Raw genomic sequence first — 21,396 nt, forward strand, 5'->3', positions numbered from 1 at the left:
TGACGGCTATCCGGCGGTGTCCGGCTGGATGTCGATCCGCCAGCCGGTGAGTCTGGCCGCGAGGCGCGCGTTCTGGCCCTCACGGCCGATGGCCAGCGACAGCTGATAGTCCGGCACGATGGCCCGACAGGCCCGGGCCCCCTGGTCCACCACGGTCACCGACAGCACCTTCGCCGGCGAGAGCGCCGCCGCGACGAACTTCGTCGGGTCCTCCGACCAGTCGACGATGTCGATCTTCTCGTCTCCGAGCTCGTTGGTCACGGCGCGCACCCGCTGGCCCATCGGACCGATGAACGCGCCCTTGGCCGACACGTCGGCATGGTTGGAGCGCACCGCGATCTTCGTGCGGTGGCCCGCCTCCCTGGCGATCTCCATGATCTCGACGATGCCCTGGCCCAGCTCCGGCACCTCGAGCGCGAACAGCTTCTTCACCAGGTTGGGGTGCGTGCGCGACACGATGACCTGCGGGCCGCGCAGCTCGCGGCGGACCGCCACCACGTAGACCCTCAGGCGACGCCCGTGGGAGTAGTCCTCCCCCGGCACCTGCTCGGCCAGCGGCATCATGGCCTCGAGCGTGCCGAGATCCACCCGCACCGCGCGGGTGTCGCGGTCCTGCTGGATGGTGCCGACGATGATGTCACCCTCGGTGCCGGAGAAGTGGCCGAACTTCTGGTCGTCCTCGGCCTCGCGGATCCGCTGGAAGATGACCTGACGGGCTGTCGCCGCCGCGATCCGGCCGAAGTCGTCCGGGGTGTCGTCGAAGTAGCCGATGACCTCGTCGTCGTCGTTGAACTCGGGCGCCAGCACGCTGACCTTGCCGGTCTTCCGGTTGACCTCGACCTTGACGCCGCGCAGCGCGTGGGGCGTCTTGTTGTACGCGTTGAGCAACGCGTCCTCGAGGGTCTTGATGAGGTACTCCTCGGAGATGTCCTTGTCCCGCTCGATTGCGCGCAGCGCCGCCAGATCGACGTCCATCACTGATCCTCTCCATCCTCGTCGTCCAGGGAGCGGTTGAGCTCCACCTGGACGACAGCCTTCCTGATGCCGCTGAGCGCGACGTTGGTGGGGGTGCCGTCGACGTCCAGCGTCACGGCCTCGTCGTCGACCTCCACGATGCGCCCGGTGGTCTCGCCGCCCTCGGCGAGCCACAGCCTCACCAGCCGGCCCCTGTTGCGCCGGTAGTGCCTGACCGCCGTGAGCGGCGTGCTCACCCCCCGCGAGCTCACCTCCAGCGTGTAGGGGCGGTCGCCGACGGCGTCGCTCTCGTCCAACGCCGCAGACAGGGCCGACGAGGCCCTGGCGATGTCGTCCAGCAGCGGACCGTGGCCGGTGGGGCCGTCCCCGTCCACCGCGATGCGCAGCACCGAGCGTTTGCCGATGGGTGTGACCTCCATGCTGTCGAGCTCCAGCCCGTGCTGCGCGAGGATCGGTTCGATGACCGCCGCGAGCGTGTCCTGCTGCATTTCGGCTCCCTATCCGGTTGTTGGCCCAATTGTGAAGGCCAAGCATACCGATAGGGTGAAATGCATGAACTGTGGCAGGCGGGCGGTGCTGCTGGCCCTGGCCCTTACGGGGTGCGGGCTTGACCCGACGATCTCGGGGTCCATGCCCCCGGCGCCGGAGCCGGCCCCCGAGCCCACCCAGGCCCCGGAGGTGGCGCTGGCGGCCGTCTCGGTGGCCGGGCTCGCCGGAGAGATCGAGGCGGCGCGTTCGGCCGCCGACCCGCCGGCCGGCTACCCCGCCTGGGCCGACGCGGCCGGCGCCGCCCTGGGCGGGATCCTGGAGCGGCTGCGGGCCGTGGACCCGGTGGCCGGCGGCGAGCCCGCCTTCCAGGAGGAGGCGCCCCCGCCGTCGACCCCAGGCTCGTTCGCCGACGCGGAGGCCTCCATCGCAGCCGCCTCCGCGGCCGCCGAGGCGCCCCTGCGCGAGGCCGCGCTGGCCGCCCAGGGGCAACCGCTGCGCCTCCTCCTGGCATCAGCGGCGTGCACCGCCCGCTCGCTGGCCGCCGTCGCAACGCCGTCGGTGGAGGGCGACAGCTCCCCCCGCCACTTCCAGGGCACCACGGTGGCGGCGTCCCTGCCCATCGCGTTGAGCCACGTGTGGGCGCTCATCTACGGGCTCGGCGTCGGCCTGGGCCGCTTGGACGACGACGACCCGCTGGCCGCCCTCGGCGCCGCCAGGCTCGCCGCCGCGAAGGAGCTCCGCAACGAGCTGCGCGACGCCCTCCCGGGCAGCCCCCCCACCCAGCCCGCCGCGTTCGACCTGCCCACCCCGATGAGCACCAGCGACGAGATCCGGGCCGGCTGGGGCGGGCTGGAGGTCTCCGTGCTCGAAGGGCTCGGAAGGGTGGTCGCGGCCGGTGGGCCGGGGGTGGAGCGTTGGCTGGACCTGATGATCGCGCAGACCGACGATGTCGCGGCAGTGGGACAGCCCCTGACGCGCTGGCCCGGGTGGGCCTGAGCCTCAGCCCCGAGCGGCCGCCAGCACCTGGTCGACGATCTCCGCCACCGGGATCTCGCGCCTGTCCCCCGTGCGGCGGTCGCGCAGCTCGACCACGCCGTCGGCGAGCCCTCGGCCCACCACGACGATGAGGGGCATGCCCATCACCTCGGAGTCGGCGAACTTCACCCCGGGGCTGGCCTTCCGGTCGTCGTAGAGCACGTCCAGTCCGCGGCCCGACAGCTCGCCGGCGATGCGCTCGGCCTCGGCGAAGACCGCCGCGTCCTTGCCCGTGGCCAGAAGCTGCACCTGGTACGGCGCCAGGCCGATGGGCCAGCAGAGACCCTTGTCGTCGCAGGTGGCCTCCGCCACCGCCGCCACGGCGCGGGACACTCCCACGCCGTAGGAGCCCATTGTGACGGTGACCAGCTTGCCGTTCGAGTCGAGCACCTTCAACCCCAGCGCCTCCGCGTACTTGCGGCCGAGCTGGAAGATGTGGCCCATCTCGATGCCTCGGGCCAGCGTGAGCGGGCCGGAGCCGTCCGGGGCTGGGTCCCCCTCGCGCACGTCCGCGACGTCGATGACGCCGTCGGCGACGAAGTCGCGGCCGGCGGTGACGCCCACCAGGTGCCGGTCCTTCTCGTTGGCGCCCGTGGCCCACGACGTGCCGGAGACCACTCGCGGGTCCACGAGGTACTCGATGCCGGTGGCGGATCCGGCGCCCAGGACGCGGGTCCCGTCCAGCGAGACCGGGGAGATGTAGCCCACCACGAGGTCCGGGTAGCGGGCGAAGTCCTCGGGACCGAACGGCTCGGCGGTGGCCGGCTCCAGCGCCGCGGCGAGCCGCTTGACGTCCACCTCCCGGTCGCCGGGGAGCCCGACGGCGAGCGCCCGCGTCTTCCCGTCCGCGCCCGTGACGGCGAACAGCACGTTCTTCAGCGTGTCCGCCCCTGTCCACTCACGCTCCGGCAGGTCACGGTTGAGGATCCCCACCACCGCCGCGATCGTGCCGGCGTCCGGGGTCTCGACGATGCGCATCGCCGGCGCCTCCTCCAGCGGTAGTTCGGCGGGCGGGGCGACGCGGACGGCCTCCACGTTTGCGGCGTAGCCCGCCGGCGACCGCACGAACGTGTCCTCGCCGTTGGCGGCGACGGCGAGGAACTCCTCGGAGCGGGATCCGCCCATGGCGCCGGCCATGGCGGAGACGATGACGAACTCCAGCCCGAGGCGCTCGAAGATGCGCTGGTACGCGCCGCGGTGCAGCTGGTAGCTGGCCTCAAGGCCGGCGTCGTCCACGTCGAAGGAGTACGAGTCCTTCATGACGAACTCGCGCCCGCGCAGCAGCCCGGCGCGTGGACGGGCCTCGTCGCGGTACTTGGTCTGGATCTGGTAGAGCGAGAGGGGCAGGTCCTTGTAGGAGCTGTAGAGGTCCTTGACCAGGAGCGTGAACATCTCCTCGTGGGTGGGGCCGAGGAGCATGTCGGCACCCTTGCGGTCCTGCAGGCGGAACAGGTTGTCCCCGTAGTCCGCCCACCGCCCGGTCTGCTCGTAGGGCTCGCGCGGGAGGAGGGCCGGGAACCGGACCTCCTGGGCGCCGATGGCGTCCATCTCCTCGCGGACCACGGCCTCCACCTTCTGCAGGACCTTCAGCCCGAGCGGCAGCCAGGAGTAGACCCCGGGGGCGGCGCGTCGGATGTAGCCCGCGCGCACGAGCCACCGGTGGCTCGGGACCTCAGCGTCGGCTGGATCGTCGCGGAGGGTGCGGACGAAGAGGCTCGACAGGCGAGTGAGCATGGGCGGCGCCTTTCTCGGGATGACCGGGGTCAGCCTAGTACCACTGCGGGGAAGTGCTGATCAGGGCGGTGACCGGAGACGACGACCCGACCCGACGTGGTGGCGCGCGGGTCTAGAAGTGGACCGTGGCCAGGGCTCCGACGTCGACGAACCCGAGCCGCTCGTAGGCCCTGATGGCGGGGGCGTTGAAGTCGTTGACGTAGAGGCTGATCCGCGGGTAGCGCTGCATGGCGAGGCGGAGCATCCCCGACAGCGCGGGCACGCTGATGCCCTGACCGCGAAGCGCCGGGTCCACCCACACCCCCTGCAGCTGGGCCTGGTCTCCCAGCCTCGGGCCGAGGTCCGCCTTGAAGATCACCTTGCCGTGGTCGTCGACGACGCCGAAGGCGTCGCCGTCGACGAGCCTCTGCATCACGAAACGCTCGTACCCGCTGCCGTACTTGAAGGGCGAACTGCCGATCTCGTCGGTGTACATGTGAACCGAGGCGTCCAGGTAGCTGGGGTAGTCGTCGGCCGTCAACCGGCGCACCCGGGGGTCCGGGGCGATGACCGGCGGGCGCTCCAGCAGCATCAGCGGCTGGCGGCGCCTGATGTTGCTCACCCCCGACCAGGTGGCGGGCCAGCGCTCGGTGAGGCCGAGATGGAGGCCCAGGACGGAGATGGCGGGCCCCAGGATGGAGGTGCAGCGGCGCACGGGCCCGAGCTGGCCCACGAAGGCCGGCAGCGCCCCTGGATCGAAACCCGCCACGAAGACCGTGCCGCCGTCGAGCATGAGCGAGGCGATCTCACCGCCGCGCTCGAACGCAAACACGTTGCCCAGGCGCCGTCTGTCGATGCCGTAGGCGTCGATCTTGGCGGCGAGGAAGAGGTTCTCGACCGGGCTCCGCGCCAGGAATCCGAGTGCCTCGTCCCGGTCTGCGCCGGTCAGCGCGCGCACCCGGGAAGCCATGCGCGTCAGCCTAGGAGACGGAGACCGCAGGCGTGCCGATCTCGCCCATCTCGGCGGCGAGGCGCTGGGCCTCGATGATCAGCGTCTCGACGATCTCGTCCTCCGGCACGGTCTTGATGACCTCCCCCTTGACGAAGATCTGGCCCTTGCCGTTGCCGGAGGCCACGCCGAGGTCAGCCTCGCGCGCCTCGCCGGGCCCGTTGACCACGCAGCCCATGACGGCGACGCGCAGCGGGGCCTGCATGCCTTCAAGGCCCTTGGTGACCTGCTCGGCCAGGGTGTAGACGTCCACCTGGGCGCGCCCGCAGGAGGGGCAGGAGACGATGTCCAGCTTGCGGGGACGCAGATTGAGCGACTCGAGGATCTTCAGGCCCACCTTGACCTCCTCGGCGGGCGGGGCCGAGAGCGAGACGCGGATGGTGTCGCCGATGCCGCGGCTCAGCAGGGACCCGAAGGCGACGGAGGACTTGATGGTGCCCTGGAAGGCGGGGCCGGCCTCGGTGACGCCGAGGTGGAGCGGGTAGTCGCACTTCTCCGAGAGCATCTCGTAGGCCCGCACCATGACCACCGGGTCGTTGTGCTTGACGGAGATCTTGAAGTCGTGGAAGCCCACGTCCTCGAAGAGCGAGGCCTCCCACAGGGCCGACTCGACCAGCGCCTCGGGCGTGGGCGCCCCGTACTTGGCGAGCAGGCGCCGGTCCAGGGAGCCGGCGTTGACGCCGATGCGCAGCGAGACGCCGGCGTCCGAGGCGGCCTTGGCGATCTCGGCCACCTTGTCGTCGAACTGCTTGATGTTGCCCGGGTTCACCCGGACCGCGGCGCAGCCGGCGTCGATGGCGGCGAACACGTAGCGGGGCTGGAAGTGGATGTCCGCGATGACCGGGATCTGCGACTTCTTCGCGATGATCGGCAGCGCCTCCGCGTCGTCCTGGCTGGGCACCGCGACCCGGACGATGTCGCACCCGGTGGCGGTCAGCTCGGCGATCTGCTGGAGCGTGGCGTTGATGTCGGTGGTCTTGGTGGTGGTCATCGACTGGACGCTGACCGGCGCGTCCCCACCGACGAGAACCTTGCCCACCCTGATCTGCCGCGTGGGCCGACGGGGGGCGAGCACTGGGGCGGGCGCGGCGGGCATACCGAGGTTCACGGACATGGCGCCCACCCTACCCGCATCGGTGCGGCGGACGCTGCGGACAGCGGCCGGTGCGCCTCTAGAAGATGCTGATCGGCGAGATGATGTCGGCAAGGATCAGCACCACGCCTCCCAGGAGGAGGAACCCTCCGACGACGTAGGTGACCGGCAGCACCTTCGCCGTGTCGACGTGGCCGGGGTCGGGGCGCCCGAGGAGCCGGGCGCCCTGCCTGCGCACCCACTCCCAGATCGCTGCCGCCACGTGCCCGCCGTCCAGCGGCGGCAGCGGCACGAGGTTGAGCAGGGCCACGAAGAGGTTGACCGAGCCCAGCAGCGACAGCCACGTGGCGGCCTTGGCGGGCACGTCGAGCTCGGTGCTGGCCCCGATCTCTCCCGCGACGCGGGAGGCGCCGACGATGCTGATCGGCGAGTTGATGTCCCGGGGCTGGCCGGTCACGAGGTCGGCGGCGACGTTCCAGACCCGCACCGGGAAGCTGGCCAGCGCGACGACGGACTGCTTGGTCATGGTCCACATCTGTTCGGCCGTCTGGACGACCCCGCCGCGCCGCTGCTCGATGGTGGGCGAGACGCCGAAGAACCCCGCCTCGACGGTGCGCGTGGGGTCGAGCCGGTCCGGCACGAAGTTGAGCACGGTGTTGACCTGGGGCAGCGTCACCAGGGCGCCCGAACGCTCTACGACGACGACGGCGGCCCCGTCGCGGTTGGCGCGGATGAGGTCGCCCATCTGTTCCCAACCCGTGAGCTCCACCCCGTTGAAGGAGACCAGGACGTCTCCCGGCCGCACGCCGGCCTGCGCCGCGGGCGTGGCCGGGTCTCCGGTGCGACAGGTCTGATCCGCCCGGTCCGCGGGCACCGCGCACTCGGAGACGTTCGCCACAGTCAGGGTGGCGGTGGGCACGCCATAGGCCAGGTTGATGCCGAGGAAGATGAGGAAGGCGATGAGGAGGTTCATGAACGGCCCGCCGAGCATGACCACGATCTTCTGCCAGGTCTTCTTCTCATAGAGGAGGCGGCCGCTGTCCGCAGCGGTGATGTCTTCGTACTCGACGGCGCGGGCGTCGTCGGCCATGCGGGTGAGCCACCCCTGCCGGGCGGACGGGCGCCTGGGCGGGTACATGCCCATGAGCCGGACGTAGCCGCCCAGGGGGATGGCCTTGATGCCGTACTCCGTCTCCCCTCGGGTGGTGGACCACAGGGTCTTGCCGAAGCCGACGAAGTACTTGCTGACGCGCACCCCGAAGAGCTTGGCCGGCACCAGGTGGCCCACCTCGTGCAGCGCGATCGAGGCCATGATCAGCGCGAAGAACAGCACCGCGAAGACGACGGTGACGAGCACGGTCATCCTGCGGCCGCCAACCCGGCCGCCCGGGCCCGTCCCCACGCGTCGGCGGCGAGGACGGCGTCAACGGTGAGGTCCGCGTCGGGAACGTGCCCCTGGGCAAGGTGCTCGTCGACGCATGCCGCGACGATGCGGGTGATGTCGAGGAAGCCGATCGTGCCCGCGCAGAAGGCGTCCACGCACGCCTCGTTGGCGGCGTTGTAGACCGCCGGGGCGGTGCCGGCCGCCTGGCCGGCCCGGCGGGCGAGCTCGACGGCGGGGAACGTCTCGTCGTCGAGCGGCTCGAAGGTCCAGGTGGCCGCGGTGCTCCAGTCACACGGCGCGGCCGCGTCGGCCAGCCGTTCGGGCCACGTCAGGGCGATCCCGATCGGGAGGCGCATGTCCGGCGGCGACGCCTGGGCGATGGTGGAGCCGTCGTGGAACTCCACCATCGAGTGGACCACCGACTGAGGGTGCACCGTGACGACGATGTCGTCGAAGTCCACGCCGTAGAGCAGCGCCGCCTCGATGAGCTCGAGGCCCTTGTTGACCAGGGTGGCCGAGTTGATGGTGATCACGCGCCCCATGTCCCACGTGGGATGGGCCATCGCCTGCTGCGGGGTGACGTCCGCCAGCTCGCGGGCCGACCGGCCGCGGAAGGGCCCCCCGGAAGCGGTGAGGATGAGCCGGCGGACCTCGTCGGCCCTACCGCAGCGGAGGGCCTGCGCGAACGCGGAGTGCTCCGAGTCCACGGCGACGATCTGGCCGGGAGCCGCCGCCTGCGTGACGAGCCGTCCACCGATGACCAGCGACTCCTTGTTGGCCAGGGCGAGGGTGCTGCCGGCCGCGAGGGCCGCCAGCGTGGGGCCGAGGCCGGCGGCGCCGGTGATGGCGTTGACCACCACGTCCGCGCCGCTCCCGGCGAGCTGGGTGGACGCCTCGGGACCGAGGAGGAGGCGGGGAAGCTGGTACTGACCGGTGCTCCAGCCGCGGCGGTCCGCCTCCGCGTAGAGGGCGCGTTGCAGCTCCTGGGCCGCGCTCGCCTTGGCCAGGGCCACCGTCTCCGGTTCGAACTCGACGATCTGGCGGGCGAGCAGCTCCAGGTTCCCGCCGGACGCGGACAGCCCGACGACGCGGAACCTGTCCCTCCTGCCGGCGATCACGTCGAGGGTCTGGGTACCGATCGATCCGGTGGAGCCGAGCAGGACGATTGTGCGCACCGGCCCAGTCTATGTCGCCGGCGCCCCCCGGCCCGGGCACGCGGGGAGCGGCCCCGCGACCGTGCCAAGATCGGTGCATGCCTCTTGCCGCCCCTCCCCCAGCCGGAACGCCTGTGCCGTTCGCGATCACGAGATGGGCCGCGGAGAACCGCCGCCGGGTCGACGAGCTGGTGTGGCTCAACGAGCTCGGCGGGCTCACCGGCCGCATCGTCGGCCCGGACAGCGCCCCGCTGTACGCCAAGTGGAGCCCGCACGACCTCCTGCCGGAGGCCGAGAAGCTGTCCTGGCTGGCCAGCCGGTTCCCGTCGCCGCGAATGGTGGACTACGAGGAGCTCGACGACGGCTGGCTGATCGTCACCATGGGGATGCCCGGCGCCTCCGCGGTCGGGCATCTCGGCCAGGCGCACCCGGACCTGGCGGCCGCGGCCGTGGGCGAGGGGCTCGCGCGGCTGCACAGCCTCGACCCCACCGACTGCCCCTTCGGTCCGGCGGAGTGGATCGGGATCCAGGAGGACGTGGACGTCCTGGTGGTCGCGCACGGCGACGCGTGCGCGCCGAACACCCTGATCGACGACAGCGGCTTCGTCGGCATCGTCGACGTCGGTGACCTCGGCGTGGCCGACAGGTGGGCGGACCTGGCGATCGCCTCCTGGTCCCTGGAGTGGAACTTCGGCCCCGGCCACGAGGACGCGTTCTGGGCGGGATACGGCGAAGCGCCGGACCCTGAGCGGATCCGGCGCTATCGCACCCTGTGGGGCAGCCCCTGACTCAGACCAGCCCGAACGCCTGCATCGCGGCCGCGACCTTCTCGAAGCCCGCGATGTTGGCGCCGAGCACGTAGTCGCCCGGCGCGCCGTAGGACTCCGCCGTCTCGGCGCACATGTCGTGGATGTTGCGCATGATGGAGGTCAGCCGCTCCTCGGTGTACTCGAAGCTCCAGGAGTCACGCGACGCGTTCTGCTGCATCTCCAGCGCGGAGGTGGCCACGCCGCCGGCGTTGGCCGCCTTGCCGGGCCCGTAGAGGATCCTCGCCTCCTGGAACACCTTGATGCCCTCAGGGGTGGTGGGCATGTTGGCGCCCTCGGCGACGGCGATGACGCCGTTGCGGACGAGCGTCGCGGCGTGGTCGCCGTTGAGTTCGTTCTGCGTGGCCGACGGCAGGGCGACGTCCACCGGCACGTCCCAGATGGAACTGCCGTTGGAGTGGTAGCTGGCGGACGGGCGGCGCTCGGCGTAGTCGCTGACGCGCCCGCGCTCAACCTCCTTGACCTGCTTGAGCAGGTCAAGGTCCACGCCTGCCTCGTCGACGACGTAGCCACCCGAGTCGGAGAAGGTGATGACCCTGCCCCCGAGCTGGTGGACCTTCTCGATGGCGTAGATGGCCACGTTGCCGGAGCCCGACACGCTGACCTTCTTGCCGTCGAACGACTGGCCGCGGGTCTTGAGCATCTCGTCGGCGAACACCACGGTGCCGTAACCGGTGGCCTCGGTGCGCACCAGCGAACCGCCCCACGCGATGCCCTTGCCGGTGAGGACGCCGGACTCGTAGCGGTTGGTGATCCGCTTGTACTGCCCGAACATGTAGCCGATCTCGCGGCCACCGACGCCGATGTCGCCGGCCGGGACGTCGGTGTACTCGCCGAGGTGGCGGTACAGCTCGGTCATGAAGGACTGGCAGAACCGCATGACCTCGGCGTCGGACTTGCCGCGCGGGTCGAAGTCGGAGCCGCCCTTGCCGCCGCCGATGGGCAGGCCGGTGAGCGAGTTCTTGAAGATCTGCTCGAAGCCGAGGAACTTGATCACGCCGAGGTAGACGCTGGGATGGAACCGGAGGCCGCCCTTGTAGGGGCCGAGCGCGGAGTTGAACTCGACCCGGAACCCGCGGTTGACCTGGACCTCGCCCTTGTCGTCCATCCACGGCACGCGGAAGATGATCTGGCGCTCCGGCTCGCAGATGCGCTCCAGGACCTTGGAGGCGATGTATTCCGGATGGCGCTTGACCACGGGCTCGAGGCTCTCGAATACCTCACGGACGGCCTGGTGGAACTCGGCCTCCCCGGGGTTGCGGGCCACGACTGCCTGGAAGACGCGTTCCAGTTGCTGCTCCATCGGTACTCCTTCGCGCTTGCGATGCTTGGAGCACTGAGTGTAACGAGCCCGTTACGCCTTGCTCACAGCAGTCCGCACTTCCCCGTCGCCGACGCTCGCGGCCAGCTGGCCGCAGGCGCCGTCGATCTCGGAGCCGCGGGTGTCGCGGAGCGTCACGGGCACGCCGCGCCGCTCCAGGGTCTGGATGAAGACGCGCTCGTCCTCCTTGCGCGACGCCGTCCACTTCGAGCCGGGCGTGGGGTTCAGCGGGATCAGGTTGACGTGCACCCAGCCCCAGTCGCCGCGCTTCTTCAGGACGGTGGCCAGGAGCTCCGCCCGCTCCTTCTGGTCGTTGATGTCGCGCATGAGGGCGTACTCGATGGACACCCGGCGCTTCGTGGTGCGCGCGTACTCCCAGGCGGCGTCGACGACCTCGGCCACCTTCCAGCGGGTGTTGATCGGGACGATCTCGTCCCGCAGCTCGTCGTCCGGGGCGTGCAGGGACACGGCCAGCGTCACGGGCAGGCCCTCCGTGGTGAGCTGCTGGATCTTCGGCACCAGACCCACGGTGGACACGGTGATGCCCCGCGCGCTCATCCCGAACCCGTCCGGGCTGGGGGCGAGCAGGGTCCGGATGGATCCGAGGACGGCCTTGTAGTTGGCCATCGGCTCACCCATGCCCATGAACACGATGTTGTTGAGCCGCCCCGTCGCGCCGGGGACCGCGCCGGAGGCGAGCATCTGGTTGGCGGCAAGCGCCTGCACCGTGATCTCGGCCTGGCTGAGGTTGCGCTGGAGCCCTCCCTGGCCGGTGGCGCAGAAGGGGCAGGCCATGCCGCAGCCGGCCTGCGAGGAGATGCACAGGGTGGAGCGCCCCGGGTAGCGCATGAGGACGGACTCGAGGAGGGACCCGTCGTGCAGACGCCACAGGGTCTTCACGGTCGCCCCCTTGTCGGCCGTGCGCTGAGTCACCTGCTCCAGCAGCCTGGGGAACAGCTGGGCCCCCAGGTCCTCCCTGATGGACGCCGGGATGTCCGAGAAGCCGGCGACGTCGTCCTCCAGGCGGTCGAAGAGGTGCCGCGAGATCTGGTTCGCGCGGAACTTCGGCAGGCCGAGCCGGTGGGTGGCGTCGACGCGCTCGTCGACGGTGAGGTCGAGCCAGTGGCGCGGCGCCTTGCCCCTGGCGGGAGCGTCGAAGACGATGGGTAGCTGAGTACCGGTCATGGGTCTTCCTTCGTGTGCGGGAGGGGTCAGCCGAGGGCCAGGTGCAGCACGAGCCACCCCATCGGGAACGCCACCAGCATGGAATCGAGCCGATCCATCACGCCGCCGTGGCCGGGTAGGAAGTTGGACATGTCCTTGATGCCCGCGTCGCGCTTGAGCAGGGACTCCACGAGGTCCCCGACCGTGGCGGCCAGGCTGACGAGGATGCCGAGCGGGATGCCCACCCACCACGGCGCGTCGAGCAGGTAGACGGAGGCCAGCACGGCGACGACGGTGGTCACCGCGACTCCCCCGGCCAGGCCCTCCCACGTCTTGCCGGGGCTGATGTGGGGGGCCAGCTTGTGACGCCCCAGCAGCGATCCGACGGCGTAGGCGCCGGTGTCGGAGGCCACCACGCAGACGATGACGGTGAGGATGCGGAGCTGGCCCTTGTCCGCGCCCATCAGCAGGGGAACGAACATGCCGAGCAGGGGGATGTAGGCGATCACCAGCGCGCTGGCCGCGACGTCGCGGATGAAACCCTCGGCGCCGCGGAAGAGCCTGGACGCCAGCGCGACGATGGTGGTGGCCCCGAGGCAGATGATCACGAACGACGTGGGCGTGACCCGCATGTCGACGAGCGCGGCCACGTACCCGCCGACGACGCTGACGGCGGTGCCCGCCACGATGAACCCGATCTCCGAGCGCATGCCCTTGAGCAGCAGCGCGCGATGCACCTCGACCGCGGCCAGGCACAGGCCCAGGGCGACGAGCACGATGAACAGCCACGGCGCCCAGACGAGTCCGAAGGCGAGCACCACGAACAACGCGACGCCGACCCCGATGGCCGCCGGGAGGTCCCGGCCGGCCTTCGGGGTCGGCGTCGCGTTCGTGCTCTGAGCCATCAGACCTCGAGGAGCTCGGCTTCCTTGTGCTTGAACAGCTCGTCGATGCTCTCGACGTACTTCTTCGTCGTGGCGTCGAGGGCCTTCTCGGCGCGGCTCAGGTCATCCTCGCTGATCTCGCCGTCCTTCTGCGCCTTCTTGAGGTGGTCCATGGAGTGGCGACGGACGTTGCGCACGGCGACGCGGGCATCCTCGGCCTTGGCCTTGGCCATCTTGATGTACTCCTTGCGGCGCTCCTCCGTCAGCTGCGGGACCAGGATGCGCACCGAGTTGCCGTCGTTGCTGGGGTTCACCCCGAGGTCGGCGTCGCGGATGGCCTTCTCGATGGCACCGATGGCGCTCCTGTCGAAGGGCGTGATCACCATCGAACGCGGATCCGGGGACGTGAACGTGGCCAGTTGCTGCAGCGGGGTGGGCGCGCCGTAGTAGTCCGCGGTGATCTTGTTGAACATCGCCGGATGCGCGCGCCCGGTGCGGATGGTGGCCATGTCCTCGCGGGCGTGGTCCACGGCGTGCTGCATCTTCGTGGAGGCTTCGTTCTGGGTTTCGGCGATCATGGATGACTCCTGAGGGTGACTGGGGTGGACTAACGCGAGACCAGGGTCCCGATCGGCTCACCGGCGACGACTCGGCCGATGTTGCCCGGGGTGGAGAGGTTGAAGAAGACGATGCTGAGGTTGTTGTCCCTCGCCAGGGAGATGGCCGTGGCATCCGCGACCTTCAGGTCCTCGGTGAGGAACTGGTCGTAGGACAGGCGCTCGAACTTGGTGGCGTCGGGGTGGGTCTTGGGGTCCTTGTTGTAGACGCCGTCGACGCCCTGCTTCCCCATGAGCAGCACCTCGGCCCCGATCTCCAGGGCCCGCTGCGCGGCGACGGTGTCGGTCGAGAAGTACGGCATGCCGGAGCCGGCCCCGAAGATGACGAGACGGCCCTTCTCCAGATGGCGCTCGGCCCTGCGGGGGATGTACGGCTCCGCGACCTGGGCCATGCTGATGGCCGACTGGACGCGGGTCTCGATACCGGCCTTCTCGCAGAAGTCCTGCAGCGCGATGCTGTTCATCACGGTGCCCAGCATGCCCATGTAGTCCGCGCGGTCCCGCGCCATCCCGTTCTGCGACAACTCGGCGCCGCGGAAGTAGTTGCCGCCGCCGACCACCACCGCCACCTGCGTTCCCGAGCGGACGACGGCCGCGATCTCCTCAGCGATGTTGGCCACCACAACGGGGTCCACCCCGAGCTTGCCGCCGCCGAACACCTCCCCGGACAGCTTCAACAGGACTCGCCGATAAGCCACTGGGCCTCCTCGTTCTGGCTGGGTCACCTCATGGACGTGCGCCGCGACCCCACGGGTCGCGGCGCACGTCACTCTACTTCACTGTGCAGCGGGCTGCTTGACCTGGGTCAGGCGCCGACGGCGAACCGCACGAAGCGCACGATGGAGGTGTCGCCGGCCTTGAGCGCATCGCCCACCGACTTCTTGTCCTCCCAGACCGCGGCCTGGTCCACGAGCACGACGTCCTTGAAGAAGCCGCCGACGCGGCCCTCGACGATGCGCGGGATGGCGCCCTCGGGCTTGCCCTCCTCCTTGGCCGTAGCCTCGGCGATGCGGCGCTCGTTCTCCACCACGTCGGCGGGAACCTCGTCGCGGGTGACCCACTGCGGCGACATGGCGGCGATCTGCATGGCCACCTGGTGCGCCAGCGCCTCGTCGCCCTCGTACTCGACGAGCACGCCGACCTGCGGGGGCAGGTCAGCCGCGCGGCGGTGCAGGTAGAGGTGGGTGGCGCCGTCGAAGTTGGCGGCGTTGACCACAGAGAGGTTCTCGCCGATCTTCGCGCCGAGCTCGGCCACGGCGTCGGCGACCTTGGCGCCCGAGGCCAGCGAAGCCTCGTTCGTGGCGGCCACGTCCTTGGCACCCGAGGCGATCACCGCGGCGAGGATGTCGTCGGCGAGGCTGACGAACTCCCCGTTCTTCGCGACGAAGTCGGTCTCGGAGGCGAACTGGATGAGGGCGCCGTCGCGGCCCGCGACGATGCCGTTGGTGGCCTCGCGGTCCGCGCGCTTGGCGGCCTTGGCAAGGCCCGAGATGCGCAGCAGCTCGATCGCCTTGTCGAAGTCGCCCTCGGCCTCGGTGAGGGCGCGCTTCGCGTCCATCATGCCCGCGCCGGTGGCGTCGCGGAGCTTCTTCACATCAGCGGCAGTGATTGCCATGAGTGGTGTTTCCCGTCTTGTTGAGTGAGATCAGTTGGCGTCGGTGGTGTCAGCGTCCGCGGCGGGGGCCTCGGCCTCGACGGCGGGGGCCTCGGCCTCGACAGCCGGAGCCTCGGCCTCGACAACCGGAGCCTCAGCCTCAACAGCCGGAGCCTCAGCCTCGACCGCGGGGGCGGCCTGGGCGTCGGCGCCGAGGAGCTCGCGCTCCCAGTCGGGCATGGGCTCGGCCTGGACCTGCTCGCCGCCACGGCCGGAGGAGCGCTCGATGAGGCCGTCGGCGACAGCGTCGGCGATGATGCGGGTCAGCAGGGCGACGGAGCGTATGGCGTCGTCGTTGCCCGGGACCGCGTAGTCGACCTCGTCGGGGTCGCAGTTGGTGTCCAGGATGCCGACGACGGGGATGTGCAGCTTGCGGGCCTCATCGACGGCGAGGTGCTCCTTCTTGGTGTCCACGATCCACACGGCCTGGGGGGTGCGGGCCATGTCGCGGATGCCGCCGAGGGTCTTGTCGAGCTTGATCTTCTCGCGCTCGAGCTGCAGGAGCTCCTTCTTCGTCAGCCCGGAGCCGGGGACGTCGGTGAAGTCCATGCCCTCAAGCTCCTTGAGGCGCTGGATGCGCTTGGTCACCGTGTGGAAGTTGGTGAGCATGCCGCCGAGCCAGCGCTGGTTGACGTAGGGCATGCCGACGCGCGTGGCCTGCTCGGCGATGGCCTCCTGCGCCTGCTTCTTGGTGCCGACGAAGAGGACCTGGCCGCCGCGCGCCACCGTCGACTTGACGAACTTGTACGCCTTGTCGATGTAGCTCAGCGAGAGCTGGAGGTCGATGATGTAGATGCCGTTGCGCTCGGTGAAGATGAACCGCTTCATCTTGGGGTTCCAACGACGGGTCTGGTGCCCGAAGTGAACGCCGGACTCGAGGAGTTGGCGAGTGGTGACGACGGCCATGGCCGGTCCTTCCGCGGCGGGGCACGGCCCCGCCTGACTTCGGTGAGCTGAGCTCACGGTGGTTACGATGGCCCCGGACGTGGGGCCAATGCCTGATGCGCCCGGCGCCGAACCCGCTGACGCATCAGCGGGACCACTCGGCCACCGGCGGTCCCCCGCGCGGCGCATGCGATGTCAACCCGGAGGTTGCGGGGACCATCCTAGACAGTGCCTCCCACACTGGACAAAACGGCCGCCGTCCACAGCCCGCGGCGAGCGCGGGAGATCGGGGCGCCGCGTGACGACAAAGGGGCATGCGCGCCACCCTGGTCTCGATCTGCCTCGTCGTCCTGCTGCACGCCGGCACCTCCCCCGCCGGCGCCGACCAGGGGCTGGTCCTCGATCCGCCGCTGTCGGGGCCCATCGTGCGCGCGTTCGACGCCCCGGCCTCTCCCTACGCCGCGGGGCACCGGGGGGTTGACCTGGCCGGGGGCGTGGGGGCGCAGGTGCGGGCGTCCGCCGCGGGGCGGGTGTACTTCGCCGGCAGGGTGGCCGGCACCGGCACGGTCTCCGTGGACCACGGCAACGGATGGCGGACCACCTACCAGCCGGTGACCCCCTCGGTGGTCACGGGGCAGGTGGTCTCCGCCGGGGACCGGCTCGGCTCGCTGTCCGCAGGTCACTGCGCGGCGTCCGCGTGCCTGCACTGGGGCCTGACCGACGGCGAGACCTACCTCGATCCCACGGCCTACACGGCGCTCCCGGTGATCCGGCTCCTGCCCGCCGGGTCGCGGCCCCCGGCCCGGCCCGAGCTTCCCCCGGCCCGGGTGGGCGGGGCCGGGCCGCGGCCCGTCGCGGGGCCGGTGTCCTCACCGTTCGGCATGCGGCGCCACCCGGTCACGGGGGTGGTCAAGCTGCACGACGGGGTGGACATCTCCGCTGCGTGCGGCACGCCCGTCACCTCACCGGCCGCCGGCCGGGTGGTGGACGCCTCGTTCCACGCCGCCTACGGCTACCGGGTCCGGATCGACCACGGGGCGGGCCTGACGATGGCCTACACGCACCTCCAAAGGCTTGAGGTGTCGGAAGGCCGACGGGTCGCGGCAGGGGACCTGATCGGCAGGGTCGGGAACACGGGGCTCTCCACCGGCTGCCACCTGCACTGGATGGCCTGGCGCGACGGCTCACTGACCGATCCGCTCTCGCTCCCGTGAGCCCGGCGGCGGCGTCGGTGTCAGGCGCGGGGATGCGCCTGGCCGAACGCCTGCCGGAGCCGCTCCGGCGTGACGTGGGTGTAGATCTGCGTGGTGGCCACCGACGCGTGGCCCAGCATCTCCTGGACGCTGCGCAGGTCGGCGCCGCCCTCGATCAGGTGGGTGGCCATGGCGTGACGCAGGCCGTGCGGCCCCACGTCGGCCCCCGGCCCGGCGGCGGCCGTGACCGCGTGCACCACCCGTCGGGCCACGCGCGGGTCGAGGGCCCCGCCCCGCGCGCCGAGGAAGACGGTCGCCGGGCTGCCCTCCACGGCCACCCGGGGCCGGGCGGCCAGCCACCCGTCGATGGCCCTCAACGCCGGCAGGCCCAGCGGGACGGTCCGTTGCCTGCCGCCCTTGCCCAGGACCGTGAGCGAGCGTCGATCCCGGTCGACGTCGCGCAGCAGCAGCCCGCACACCTCGGAGACCCGCAGGCCGCTCGAATACAGCACCTCGACCAGAGCGAGATCGCGTCGCGCCAGCGGGTCGTCCTCCTGGCCCGCGCGCGCCTCGGCCCCGGCCAGGCTCAACGCCACCGCGCCGACGGCGGGCACCCTGGGCAGGGCCTGCCTGCGCTTGGGCGCCCTGAGCCGCAGCGCCGGGTCCTCCCGGATCAGCCCCTCGCGCAGCGCCCAGGCGAAGAAACCCCGCGCGCAGGCCACGCGCCGCTGCACGGTCGCCGAGGCCGCGCCGTCGTCGGCCATCCCGGCGAGCCACCCACGGAGCCCGGTGAGGGTGACCCGCCCGAGATCCACGTCCACGGACGCGGCGAGGTCCAGCAGGTCGGCGCGGTAGGCCCGCACCGTGTTGTGCGAGAGCCCGCGCTCGGCGCGCAGGTGCGCCGAGTAGTCGTCCACGGCCGCGGACCACCCGGGGGGAAGCTCCATGCCGCCAGTCTGGCGCACCAGGGCCGCTCAGACGACGCACGACACCCGTGCGGCATACTGGTCAGCCGGACAGCAGGGTCCGATCGAGCGGAGGACGGGACATGACGCAGGACGATCTCACGCAGGGCGGCACGGTGTTGCCGATTACTCGCTGGGGCACGCCGGTCATGCACGAGCAGACGGCGCCGGTCACGGTCTTCGACGAGAAGCTCCGCACCCTCGTGAGGGACATGTTCGCCACCATGCAGGCCTCCGACGGGGTCGGACTGGCGGCCACACAGGTGGGCGTAGGGGTGTCGGTGTTCATCTACGCATGCCCGGACGCCGACGATGTGATCCAGGTGGGCGCGGTCTGCAACCCGGTGGTGACCGTCCCTGAGGGTCCCGACCGCCAGCTCGACGCCGCGGATGAGGGCTGCCTGTCCTTCCCCGGGGGCTACGCCCTCCTGGCGCGCCCGGACAGGGCGCGCTGCGTCGGCCAGGACCCGTGGGGTAACGAGATCGTCGTGGAGGGCACAGGGCTGCTGGCCCGCTGCCTGCAACACGAGACGGACCACCTCAACGGCACCGTGTTCGGGGACCGGCTCTCGGCACGCTCCCGCCGGCAGCTGGATGCGAAGGTCCAGGAACTCGCCTGGCGCTACCCGGACGACTGGCCGGTCTCCCCCAAGGCCACCCATGCCAGTCCGACGGCCCAGGGCGACGCGCCCCACGTGCAGGGCTGACCCGCACAACCCAGCGGCGTCGACGGCGCCGGCAGGGAGCGTCGCGGCTCAGTGCTGGGGGTGGAGCGGCGTGAGGCCGCCGGGGATCTCGTCGGTGACCACGATCACGGTGTCGATGGCCTTCCAGTCCGCCTCCTGGCACCGTCGCCGCAACTCCTCGATCTGTCCCACCGTGACCGCCGCCCCCTCCACCGGCACGACGAACACTTCGCTGTGGAACACGTGGCCCAGGTCCCTGGTGCGCACCTCTGCCTCCGCCACCCACCCGGTCGTCAGCGCGGCCCGTCGCAGCTTCTGGATCACGGGATGCGGCTCCTCGGAGTCGATGGGGGTGGCCCGCGCGTCGAGGAGCGCCGAGACGGCGTGCCGCAGGTTGGTCACTCCGTCCTTGACGATGCTCAGCGACACCACCATGGCCGCCACCGCATCGGCCCACCACAGGCCGAAACCGATTCCGACCACGCCGGCGACGGTGGCCAGACCCGTCTGCCAGTCGGCCTTGAGCATGTCCGCGTCGGCCGCCAGCACCTTGTCGTGCAGTTGCTCGGCCAGCTTGAGCTTCATCCGGCCGAGGATCACCGGCGGGACGGCGGTGAGCGTCATGACGACGATCATGAGCCAGCCGGCCCAGATCGTGCGCCCCGCGAGGTTGACCACGCCGATCGGCGGCCGCTCGCCGGAGATCAGCCCCGAGGCGCCGTTGTAGATGAGCAGCAGGCCGAAGGTGAGGAGGGCCACCGCGGACACGAGGTGACCGGCGGCGATGGCGCGGTGGTGCCCGTACGGGTGCTCGGGGCTGCGCGGGAGCGCCGCGCGGCGCACGCCGATGAGGAACGCGATGGGGGCGATGAGCGCCAGGGAGTCCTCGGCGAAGGCTGTGCGCATGGCCTGGGACTGCCCCGCCGTGACGCCCACGGCCGCGATGATCGCCACCATCACCAGCAGCGACACCCATTCGAGGCGGATCGCCCGGTGCAGCAGCGCAGACTGCTCGGGGGGCAGCGCCGAGTGGCGACGCCCGGTCATCCCTCGTGGCCTTCCGCGATGAGGAAGCGTTCGAGGTTGCTGAGCAGTGCGTTCTCCCCCTGCCTCACGGCGATCACCAGCTTCTCCGACTTCCCGTCGGGGCCCACCGTCCGCGTGTAGGGGCGGGTGAACGCGGCATGGGTCGACCACGGGGAGTCCGAGGCAAGTCCGCCGATGACGAGATCGACCTGGCCGAGCTTGAGCAGTTCCATCAGCTCGCTCTCCGCCCCCTCCCTCCACTCGACGGTGGCGCCGATGCTCTCCGCGTAGGCCTCGACGATCTCGGCCTCGGCGCCGGTCACCGCCCCGTCGTCGGCCACGTCGACGTGCGGAGGGTGACTCGAGACGCCCACCAGCAGGGGTCCACCCGACGCCCTGATCAGCGTCCCCTCCGGATCGCGGGGGAAGTCCGGCTCAGCGCAGCCCGCCAGCAGGAGAACCAGAATGACGGCGACACACCGTCTGACGACGTGTTCCATCGTCGCAGTCTGTCACGGGGCCAGGGCGTAGGCCAGGATCGCGGCGGCCGCGGCCACGTTGAGCGAGTCGACGGCCGAGGTCATCGGGATGGTCACGTGGCGGTCGGCCGCGGCCAGCCACGCGGCGCTCAGGCCCCGGCCCTCCGTGCCGAGCAGGAGGGCAATCTTCTCCGGCGCGACGAACGCCGCGAGGTCCACGGCCGACGGGGACAGGGTGGCGGCCACCAGGGCGAAGCCGGCCTCGCGCAGGCGGCCCAGGTCCGCGTCGTCGTCCATCCTCCGCCACGGCATCGCCAGCGACGCGCCCATCGAGGCCTTGACCGCCCGACGGTACAGCGGGTCCGCGCTGCCCGGCGACACCACGACGGCGTCCCACCCCAGGCCCGCCGCGACACGCACGATGGCGCCGATGTTGGCGTGGTCCACCACGTCCTCGCACACGATCACGCGGCGTGCGCCCAGGATCCGGTCCCACGGGGCCTCGGGGGGCCTGTCGAACGAGCCCAGCGCCCCGCGGTGCACGTGGAAGCCGCTCACGGTCTCGATCAGGGCCTCCGTCGCCACGTAGACCGGCACGTCGGGCCACCGGTCCAGCAGCGGCTGGACGCCGGCGAGCCACCGCGGCTGCAGCAGGAGCGACCTCGGCCGGCACCCGGCCGCGAACGCCCGCTCGATGATCTTGACCCCCTCCGCGATGAAGCGGCCGCCGTCGGCCTTCCGCAACTGCGCGTCGCGGAGTCCGACGAAGTCGGCGAGCCGTCCGTCGGCGGGGTCGGTCACGTCGATCAGCACGGGGCGACCCTACCGCCGATCCCGCCGACG

The 21,396-nt window shown here is 71.1% G+C and carries 22 protein-coding genes; 4 read left to right on the top strand and 18 right to left on the bottom strand.

The genetic code is table 11. The features are described from left to right. Positions 1 to 6: 6 nt before the first annotated feature. Both nusA and rimP read right to left on the bottom strand, forming a co-directional pair. On the bottom strand, positions 7 to 975 hold the full coding sequence (nusA, locus tag ACX1D3_RS12995) for a transcription termination factor NusA (protein WP_458994248.1): 969 nt from the start codon (positions 973 to 975) through the stop codon (positions 7 to 9). Continuing rightward, positions 975 to 1,463, bottom strand: a complete 489-nt coding sequence (gene rimP / locus ACX1D3_RS13000) for a ribosome maturation factor RimP (RefSeq protein WP_458994249.1) — start codon at positions 1,461 to 1,463, stop codon at positions 975 to 977. Before rimP ends, nusA begins: the two co-directional genes overlap by 1 nt. A 64-nt stretch (positions 1,464 to 1,527) precedes the next feature. Between rimP and ACX1D3_RS13005 the strand changes: the two genes are divergently transcribed. Beyond that, positions 1,528 to 2,460, top strand: a complete 933-nt coding sequence (locus tag ACX1D3_RS13005) for a hypothetical protein (protein WP_458994250.1) — start codon at positions 1,528 to 1,530, stop codon at positions 2,458 to 2,460. A 3-nt stretch (positions 2,461 to 2,463) separates the two neighbouring features. Here the strand turns inward: ACX1D3_RS13005 and ACX1D3_RS13010 are convergent, their stop codons facing one another. From ACX1D3_RS13010 to dxr, 5 genes are all read right to left on the bottom strand, one after another. Then, complete coding sequence (locus ACX1D3_RS13010) at positions 2,464 to 4,233, bottom strand: proline--tRNA ligase (RefSeq protein WP_458994251.1); 1,770 nt, start codon at positions 4,231 to 4,233, stop codon at positions 2,464 to 2,466. A gap of 112 nt (positions 4,234 to 4,345) precedes the next feature. Further along, positions 4,346 to 5,182 (bottom strand): GNAT family N-acetyltransferase, encoded by an 837-nt coding sequence (locus ACX1D3_RS13015; RefSeq protein ID WP_458994252.1) that lies wholly within the window; start codon positions 5,180 to 5,182, stop codon positions 4,346 to 4,348. Positions 5,183 to 5,192: 10 nt separating this feature from the next. Next, a complete protein-coding gene (gene ispG, locus ACX1D3_RS13020) occupies positions 5,193 to 6,335 on the bottom strand; it encodes a flavodoxin-dependent (E)-4-hydroxy-3-methylbut-2-enyl-diphosphate synthase (RefSeq protein ID WP_458994253.1) in 1,143 nt (380 codons plus the stop codon). A gap of 58 nt (positions 6,336 to 6,393) precedes the next feature. After that, on the bottom strand, positions 6,394 to 7,677 hold the full coding sequence (locus ACX1D3_RS13025) for a M50 family metallopeptidase (protein WP_458994254.1): 1,284 nt from the start codon (positions 7,675 to 7,677) through the stop codon (positions 6,394 to 6,396). Then, positions 7,674 to 8,873: a 1-deoxy-D-xylulose-5-phosphate reductoisomerase gene (dxr, locus tag ACX1D3_RS13030; RefSeq protein WP_458994255.1), complete on the bottom strand. Its 1,200-nt coding sequence runs from the start codon at positions 8,871 to 8,873 to the stop codon at positions 7,674 to 7,676. The genes ACX1D3_RS13025 and dxr overlap by 4 nt, the downstream gene beginning before the upstream one ends. A 77-nt stretch (positions 8,874 to 8,950) precedes the next feature. Here dxr and ACX1D3_RS13035 point away from each other — a divergent pair, with 77 nt between their 5' ends. Next, the gene (locus ACX1D3_RS13035) at positions 8,951 to 9,640 is read left to right on the top strand and encodes an aminoglycoside 3'-phosphotransferase (RefSeq protein WP_458994256.1); all 690 of its coding nucleotides are present in this window, start codon (positions 8,951 to 8,953) and stop codon (positions 9,638 to 9,640) included. A gap of 1 nt (position 9,641) precedes the next feature. Here the strand turns inward: ACX1D3_RS13035 and gdhA are convergent, their stop codons facing one another. The 7 genes from gdhA to rpsB all read right to left on the bottom strand — a co-directional run bounded on the left by gdhA (position 9,642) and on the right by rpsB (position 16,225). Continuing rightward, positions 9,642 to 10,982: an NADP-specific glutamate dehydrogenase gene (gene gdhA, locus ACX1D3_RS13040; protein ID WP_458994257.1), complete on the bottom strand. Its 1,341-nt coding sequence runs from the start codon at positions 10,980 to 10,982 to the stop codon at positions 9,642 to 9,644. Between the two features lie 51 nt (positions 10,983 to 11,033). Further along, positions 11,034 to 12,185: a dual-specificity RNA methyltransferase RlmN gene (gene rlmN / locus ACX1D3_RS13045; protein WP_458994258.1), complete on the bottom strand. Its 1,152-nt coding sequence runs from the start codon at positions 12,183 to 12,185 to the stop codon at positions 11,034 to 11,036. Between the two features lie 26 nt (positions 12,186 to 12,211). Beyond that, positions 12,212 to 13,069, bottom strand: a complete 858-nt coding sequence (locus ACX1D3_RS13050) for a phosphatidate cytidylyltransferase (RefSeq protein ID WP_458994259.1) — start codon at positions 13,067 to 13,069, stop codon at positions 12,212 to 12,214. Next, positions 13,069 to 13,623 (bottom strand): ribosome recycling factor, encoded by a 555-nt coding sequence (gene frr, locus ACX1D3_RS13055; protein ID WP_458996553.1) that lies wholly within the window; start codon positions 13,621 to 13,623, stop codon positions 13,069 to 13,071. Before frr ends, ACX1D3_RS13050 begins: the two co-directional genes overlap by 1 nt. Positions 13,624 to 13,655: 32 nt before the next feature. Beyond that, positions 13,656 to 14,390, bottom strand: coding sequence for a UMP kinase (pyrH, locus tag ACX1D3_RS13060; protein ID WP_458994260.1), 735 nt, complete (start codon positions 14,388 to 14,390; stop codon positions 13,656 to 13,658). Positions 14,391 to 14,470: 80 nt separating this feature from the next. Beyond that, positions 14,471 to 15,280 carry a translation elongation factor Ts gene (gene tsf, locus ACX1D3_RS13065; RefSeq protein WP_458994261.1) on the bottom strand — a complete coding sequence of 270 codons (810 nt, stop codon included), beginning with the start codon at positions 15,278 to 15,280 and terminating at the stop codon, positions 14,471 to 14,473. Between the two features lie 30 nt (positions 15,281 to 15,310). Further along, entirely contained in the window at positions 15,311 to 16,225 is a 915-nt protein-coding gene (rpsB, locus tag ACX1D3_RS13070) for a 30S ribosomal protein S2 (RefSeq protein WP_458994262.1), read from the bottom strand. A gap of 293 nt (positions 16,226 to 16,518) precedes the next feature. Between rpsB and ACX1D3_RS13075 the strand changes: the two genes are divergently transcribed. Beyond that, positions 16,519 to 17,418 carry a M23 family metallopeptidase gene (locus ACX1D3_RS13075; protein WP_458994263.1) on the top strand — a complete coding sequence of 300 codons (900 nt, stop codon included), beginning with the start codon at positions 16,519 to 16,521 and terminating at the stop codon, positions 17,416 to 17,418. A 20-nt stretch (positions 17,419 to 17,438) separates the two neighbouring features. Here ACX1D3_RS13075 and ACX1D3_RS13080 read toward each other — a convergent pair whose 3' ends face one another. Next, positions 17,439 to 18,344, bottom strand: a complete 906-nt coding sequence (locus tag ACX1D3_RS13080; protein WP_458994264.1) for a tyrosine recombinase XerC — start codon at positions 18,342 to 18,344, stop codon at positions 17,439 to 17,441. Between the two features lie 101 nt (positions 18,345 to 18,445). Between ACX1D3_RS13080 and def the strand changes: the two genes are divergently transcribed. Continuing rightward, the gene (gene def, locus ACX1D3_RS13085) at positions 18,446 to 19,069 is read left to right on the top strand and encodes a peptide deformylase (protein ID WP_458994265.1); all 624 of its coding nucleotides are present in this window, start codon (positions 18,446 to 18,448) and stop codon (positions 19,067 to 19,069) included. A gap of 48 nt (positions 19,070 to 19,117) precedes the next feature. Here the strand turns inward: def and ACX1D3_RS13090 are convergent, their stop codons facing one another. Genes ACX1D3_RS13090 through ACX1D3_RS13100 form a run of 3 tightly spaced genes read right to left on the bottom strand, consistent with a single transcriptional unit; the run spans position 19,118 to position 21,366 of the window. Further along, entirely contained in the window at positions 19,118 to 20,095 is a 978-nt protein-coding gene (locus ACX1D3_RS13090) for a cation diffusion facilitator family transporter (protein ID WP_458994266.1), read from the bottom strand. After that, entirely contained in the window at positions 20,092 to 20,574 is a 483-nt protein-coding gene (locus ACX1D3_RS13095; protein ID WP_458994267.1) for a substrate-binding periplasmic protein, read from the bottom strand. The genes ACX1D3_RS13090 and ACX1D3_RS13095 overlap by 4 nt, the downstream gene beginning before the upstream one ends. A 12-nt stretch (positions 20,575 to 20,586) precedes the next feature. After that, on the bottom strand, positions 20,587 to 21,366 hold the full coding sequence (locus ACX1D3_RS13100; RefSeq protein ID WP_458994268.1) for a TrmH family RNA methyltransferase: 780 nt from the start codon (positions 21,364 to 21,366) through the stop codon (positions 20,587 to 20,589). Between the last annotated feature and the right edge of the window lie 30 nt (positions 21,367 to 21,396).

Source organism: Tessaracoccus yangjingae (assembly GCF_054483935.1).